At 64.2% G+C, this 7,449-nt stretch carries 1 pseudogene; it reads right to left on the bottom strand.

From position 1 onward, the window contains the following. Window positions 1-7,449: pseudogene (locus BST47_RS29980) on the bottom strand (amino acid adenylation domain-containing protein); the annotation flags it as partial.

Raw genomic sequence — 7,449 nt, forward strand, 5'->3', positions numbered from 1 at the left:
GACGACAACCGCCGCCCGGGATCGGAGGCCATCGCGTCCAAAACGCGCCGCAATCGCGCGATCAACCGCTCGACACTCGCCGCATCAAACACCTCCGTGTCGAATTCGACACGCAGCGCGAGTTCGGCGCCCGGCAGGACCATGATGGCGAGTGGGTAATGGTTGAATTCGCGGCTGCTGACCTCGGTGATCGTCAGCCCGTCGTCTCCCGACAGCGCGGCCTTGCCTACCGGGTAGTTCTCATACACGAAGAGCGTGTCGAACAACTGGTCATGGCCGCCGATGCGGTGGATCTCGTTGAGCGCCAGATGTTGGTGCTCCAGGGTGTCGGTGTAGACACGTTGAAGCTGCTCGAGCAGATCGGCGGTGGTCGTTGTCGACATGAAGTTTGCCCGCACCGGCACGGTGTTGATCAACAGGCCCACCATGGAATCAGCGCCGGTCAGCTCGGCCGGCCGCCCCGAGAGGGCAACACCGAAGGCGACGTCTTGTTGGCCGGTCAGCCACGTCAGCAGCTGTGCCCAGGCGCCTTGCAGCACGGTGTTGACGGTGGTGTGCAGCGCGCGCGCCAAGTCGTTGAGCGCCTGCGTGGTCGCTTCCGGCACTCGGAACGATGCGACAGCTCGTTGCCCGAGCTCCAAACGGCCGTGCGGGCCAACGAAAGTGGGGGTGTCGAAACCGGCGAGCACTCCACGCCAGGCAGCGCGGGCGGCGTCCATGTCTCGATCGGCCAGCCACGTATGGAAACTCCGGTACGACGCCGGGGCGGGCAGCCGCTGCCCGTAGTAGGTGGCGAAGATCTCCTGCAGAAAAATGGGTAGCGACCAGCCATCCACCACGATGTGGTGAAACGTGAAGACACACTGGTGGCGATTTTCTGCCGTGCGGATGACGGCCGCCCGGACGAGGGGCGGGTGGTCGAGGTCGCAGACAGCTTCGCGTTCGGCGGCACAAACCCGTTGAACCTGGTCCTCGACGTCCGAACCATCGCTGTCCAGTTCGACATACTGCCACGCGGGTGCGGGATGGCGCGGGATGATCTGGACGGGCTCGTCGAACTGTGAGCAGAACCGGGCCGCGAGGTTGGAGTGCCGTTTAACGACTGTGTTCACCACATCGCGCAGTCGGTGCTGATCGAGAGGGCCGTCGGCCCCGATCGCGAGCTGCACCGCATACACACTGTTGTCGCTCGTTTGCGCGGTCCTGGCGTGAAACAGCAAACCCTGCTGCACCGGGGTCAGCGGCAGCACATCCGCGACCTCGTTTTCCCGGCACAGCTCGTCGATCTGCTGCTGGCTCAGTCTTGCGGGCGCGATATCAGACGGTGACAACCCGCCTCCGCCTGCGCTGACATGGGCACAAATGCCGACCAGCGCCTCGAACCACAGCTGGCTCAGTCGGTTGACCTCATGGCGATTCAGAGACGACGGCGCCCACGTCCAATTGGCGTTCAGTTGTGGGCCATCGTCGGTGTCGAGGGTGACGGCGTTGAGCTCGACAGTGTGCATCAGCGGCATGGGCACCGCCGCGGCGGCCGCACCATTCGATGACAAGCCTTCTTGGCCGATTTGCCAAAGATCGTTCGAGAGTTGCGCGGCGGGCCCGCCGAGGCGCCCCAGATAGTTGAACCCGATCGGCGGGTCATCACCATCCAACTCGACATCGGGATTCAGGTACCGCAGCACGCCGTAGGTCAAGCCATCGGCGAGGGACAGCAGGTGCTCCTTGGCGCCTTTGATCACGGGCCCGAGCGCGGGCTCACCGGCTGCCACCTGTCCCCATGACAGCCCGCCGACATCCAGCGACACCGGATACTTGGCGGTGAACCACCCCACCGTGCGGGACAGATCGACATCGGAGCGCAACTCCTCGTGTCGTCCGTGACCCTCAACGCCGATACCGATCGGTCCGTCGTGGTCGTCCAAGAACTCGGCGACCGCCAACCCGAACGCGATCAACAAGATGTCATGCACCCCGGTGTGAAAGGCGGCAGGCACCTCCCCCAGCAGCAACCGGGTCGTCTCGACATCCAATTCCGACGACAGATGCTCGGCGCTGATATAGGTATCCGTCTCGGGACGCACCGCGGGCAGTGCCGCCGGTGCCGCCGCCACCTGTCGCCATAGCTCGGCCTGCTCCACGACTTGTGGTTCGCGCGCGTACTCAGCCAGGAGCGCGGACCAACGGGCGAAGGACGTCCCGCCCGCCGGCAACACAAGGGGCTGCCCACCTCGGAGTTGAGTCCAGGCCAGAGTCAGATCGTCCAGCATGATCCGCCACGACACTCCGTCGACGGCCAGATGGTGAATGATCAGCGCCAATTGGCTTGCGGTGGTTGACCATAACGCGCTGACCATCACCCCCTCGGCCGGGTTGAGCCGCGACCGCGCCTCCACCAGCGCTTCATCGGAGAGTGTCTCGACCGACTGCAGGCATCCGCGGGCAAGTACCGATCCCACCTCGGGCACCGTCAACGACCACACACCGGTGCCGTCGTCATTGACGCGCGCTCGCAGCATGCCGTGGCGATCGAGCAAGGCCTGTAACAGCGTCACGACATCGGCCTCATCAACACCGGTGGGGGCCTGTATCACCACCGTCTGATTGAACTGATCGACCGGACCGTTCACGTTCTGCAGCCACCGCATGATCGGGGTGGCCAAGACCGCCCCGATACCCTCGTCGGCCATAGTGCCTGCGCCGTCCGTCAGCTCAGCGACACTGGCCAACCGGGCGACGGTCTGCTCGATGAAAATATCGCGCGGACGGCACCGCACGCCGGCCGCCCGTGCTCGCGCGGCTACCTGCATCGACAGAATGCTGTCGCCGCCGAGTTCGAAGAACGAGTCGTCAACCCCGACCCGCTCGATTCCGAGCACCTGTGCATAGATACCGGCGAGGATCTCTTCGACCGCTCCTGCCGGGGCGCGATAGTGCTCAGCATCCCGGAACTCAGGTGCCGGGAGTGCCCGTTTGTCGAGCTTTCCGTTGACCGTCAAAGGCAAGGCATCGAGCACAATTATGGCCACCGGAACCATATAGGACGGCAGCCGCTCAGCGAGTGCGGTTCGCATCGCCACGGGGTCGGCGGTCCCGGTGACGTAACCCACCAGGCGCTTATCGCCGGGGCGATCCTCACGCGCGATCACCACAGCCTGCTCCACCCCATCGCAACCCGCGAGTGCGGCTTGAACCTCACCTAGCTCGATGCGATATCCGCGGATCTTGACTTGGTCGTCGCCGCGGCCCAAGTACTCCAACTCACCATCGGTGCTCCAACGCACCAGGTCGCCAGTGCGATACATCCGTGCGCCGGGACCGCCGAAGGGACACGCCACGAATCGCGACGCGGTCAACCCGGCCCGGCCAACGTAGCCGTACCCCGACCCTGCACCAGCGACATACAAGTCACCGACCACGCCGGGCGAGACCTGGCGCAACCATTTGTCCAGCACAAAAAAAGCGAGATTCGCCAGCGGCATCCCGACCGGGCTTACCGTTCGGTCGACGTCGCCGGCGACAATCTCGCGGAACGAAGCGTGCACCGTCGTCTCGGTGGTGCCGTACATGTTGATCAGGCGTGGCTTTTCTGGATGATTTTCCAGCCACTTGCCGAGGCGATGTGGTTCCAGGGCTTCGCCTGCGAAGATCACCGTCTCGAGCTTGAGCTGACGCCCCAGCTCAGGCTGCAATGTATCGACGCTTTGCAACGCGTAGAACGCCGAAGGGGTCTGGCTCAGCACAGTGACGTGTTCAGCCACCAGCAATGCGTGAAACTCTTCCGGTGAGCGGGCCACCGATTCGGGCACAACCACAAGTCGGCCGCCGTGTAGGAGAGCACCCCAGATCTCACATACCGACACGTCGAACGCCAACGAATGCCATTGGGACCACACCTGGTCCGCCACCTTCAGCCTGGCGGCCAGCGACCCCATCAGCTGAATCACATTGTGGTGGGAGATGGCAACGCCCTTGGGCACACCTGTGGTGCCGGACGTGTAGATGAGGTAGGCGACGTCATCGGCGGCCGGCGCCTTCAGACCCGCACTCGAATAGGTGTCGATACGGGGATCGTCGACGTTGATGATCCGCAGGTCGCATGATGCCAGCCGATCGGCCAACGCTGCGGTGGTGACCGCGGCCATCGGCGCGGCGTCGCCGACCATGAATTCCATCCGGGCCGCTGGCACTGCTGGGTCGATCGGCAGATACGCCGATCCCGTCTTGAGCACGGCCAATATCGCCACGATCGCCTCAACCGACCGGGAAAACAACAGCGCCACGCGCTGCCCAGGGCCTGCCCCCTCGTCAGCCAAAAGTTGTGCCAACCTGTTGGCCGCCTCGTCGAGCTCGCGGTACGTCATGGAACGACCATCGAAGGTCAGTGCCACCGCGTCAGGCGTACGCGCCGCCTGCGCAGCGAACACCGCCGGAATCGACTCCAGCGTGCGCGCAGGTCGGGTCAGTACCTCGCGGTTTCCCCACTCGTCGAGCTGCGCGTGTTCGCCGCCCCCCAGCAGATCAATTGAAAGCAACGGCCTCGATGAACCGCCGGTCACGACCGCCGCTCCAGGTCGGCGGTGATGGCCGCCAAGACCCGTTGCATCCGGTCGACAAGTGCGTCGATTCTGGTTGCGTCAAACACGTCAGTATCGAATTCCACACGCACATTGAGCTCTGTGCCAGGCGTGGCTTGGACCGCGAGGGGATAGTGGTTGAACTCGCGGTTGGTGAACTGGGTAATCGCCAACCCGTCGTCTCCCAACGGTGTGCCCGTGTCAATCGGATAGTTTTCGAACGCAAACAGCGTATCGAACAACTGGTCGTGCCCGCTAGCACGGTGGATGTCACGCAGCGCCAAGTGCTGATGCTCGAGGGTGTCGTTGTGGGCGCTTTGCAGCTGCTCTAGCAGATCGGCGATCGTAGTCGCCGGCGTGATGTTCGCCCGCACCGGAACGGTGTTGATCAACAGCCCAACGATCGAGTCCGCGCCCGCAACCTCCGTTGGCCGACCCGAAACCGTCACGCCGAAAACGACGTCGTGCTGACCGGTGAGCCAGGTCAGCAGGAGCGCCCAAGCGCCCTCCAGAACAGTGCTGACCGTCGTGCGGTGCATCCGCGCCAACTCACCAAGGGCCTGCGTGGTCTCCTCCGGCACTATGAACGACTTGGCGCCTCTTTGCCCCATGCGCCAACCGATTTGGCGAACCAACCAGGGTGGGCGTTTCGAAACCGGCGAGCGCCTCACTCCATACCGCTAGGGCGGCGTCACGGTCCCGATCGGCCAGCCAGGTGACAAATCGGCGATACGGCGCCGCCGCAGGCAGTCGCTGCCCGTAGTAGCTGGCGAAGATCTCCTGCAGCAAAATCGACAGCGACCAGCCGTCCACCACGATGTGGTGATTGGTGAGCACGAACCGGTATTCGGTCGGTGCGGTGCGGACCAGAGCCACCCGGAAGGCTGACTGTTCGGCGAGGTCCAAGACCGCGGCACGCTCGGAAGCGCGTACACGGGCAACGTGTTCCTCGACGTCGACGCCGCCCGCGTGATCCAGCTCGGTGTACTGCCACCCCGCCACCGGCTCAGCGGGAATGATCTGCACCGGTTCGTCGAATTCTTCGCAGAATTGCGCTGCCAAGTTCGGGTGACGGTTCACCACAGTTTGCACCGCGTCATGCAGCCGATCCGGATCCACCGGCCCCGTCAGCGAGATGTCGAGCTGCACGGCGTACACGTCGCTGGAATCACCTGCGTCGCGCGCTGTGCCACTGTGAAAGAGCAGCCCCTGCTGTACGGGCGACAGCGGGAGTACGTCAGCGATCCGATATTGCCGCTCGAGCTCATCAATTTGCTCTTGGCGCAGCTTCGCGGGTGAGATGTCGGATGGGGTCAGACCGCCACCGCATTGTTGGACGTGGGCGCAGATACCCGAGAGCGCGTCAAACCACAGCTGGCTGACCCGGCTCATCTGTCCCTGATTCAGCGCCGAGCGCGCCCAGGTCCACGTCGCATGCAGGTGCGTCCCGGCCTCGCTGTCCAGAGTGGCTGAGTTGAGCTCGACTGTGTGCGCCAACGGCAGCGATACCGCGGTAGCGACCTCGCTGACCGCCGCGCCCTCGGGGTCGAGGCGCCACAGCTCGTCAGACAGGTCGATCCCGCTTCCGAGACGACCAAGGTAGTTGAAGCCGATCGTCGGATCCGCTTCGGCCACATGGCTATTCGGATTCAGATAACGCAGCAAACCGTAGGTCAACCCGTCCGGTAGAGCGTGCAACTGCTCCTTGGCATCCTTGATGACCCGCCCGAGGGCAACGTCGCCTGCGGTCACCTGCGTCCACGAAAGATCACCCACTGCCAACGACACCGGATATTTGGCGGTGAACCACCCCACCGTGCGCGACAGATCAACGTCGGGTGCCAGATCTTCACTACGGCCGTGACCCTCTACGTCGATACCGATCGGTGCTCCGCGGGCGCCCAGGAACTCCGTCCACGCCAGCCCGAACGCGATCAACAAGATGTCTTGTACGCCGGCATGGAACGCCGCGGGCACCTCACCGAGCAGCAGGCGCGTGGTTTCGTCATCCAGCGACACCGACAAGTGTCCAGAGTTGGCGTAGGTGTCCACCTCGGGCTGCACAGCCGGCAGCGCAGGGGGCACCGCCGCGACTTTCCGCCAGGTATCGGCTAGCTCTGTCGCCGCATCGGATTGTGCATGCTCGGCCAGCAGCGCCGACCAGCGCGCAAACGACGTCCCACCGACGGGCAGGGCGATCGCCTGGCCGCTCTTGTGCTGCGCCCACGCAATGTTGAGGTCCTCGAGCAGGATTCGCCATGACACCCCGTCGACGGCCAGATGGTGAATGATCAGTACCAGCTGGCGCGTCGAGGTCGCCCACAGCGCGGACAGCATCGCCCCAGCAGCCGGGTTCAACCTCAAACGTGCGGCGACGATCGCCTCGTCCGACAGGGCGTCGACTGTTTGCAAAAACTTCTGCGCATCAACGGAATTCGGCTCGGCCACCGTCAGAGACCAGCCCGCGGCTCCGTCATCGTCGACGCGCGCCCGCAACATGGCATGCCTATCTAGCAACGCCTGTAAGACCACCAGCACGTCGGCCTCGGACGCCCCAGCGGGAGCTTCCACCACGACCGTTTGATTGAACTGATCGACTGGGCCATCCATGCCCTCGAGCCACCGCATGATCGGTGTCGCGAGAACCTGACCGACACCCTCGTCGATCACACCGTCTGCACCGTCGGTCACTTCGGCCACGCGGGCCAGCTGAGAGACGGTCTGTTCGACGAAAATGTCACGCGGCCGGCACCGCACCCCAGCGGCGCGGGCCCTCGACACGACCTGCATCGACAAAATGCTGTCGCCGCCCAGTTCGAAGAACGAGTCATCGACCCCGACCCGCTCCAAACCCAGCACCTGGGCATAAATG

This window comes from Mycolicibacterium tusciae (assembly GCF_002086795.1).
GTDB lineage: Bacteria > Actinomycetota > Actinomycetes > Mycobacteriales > Mycobacteriaceae > Mycobacterium > Mycobacterium tusciae.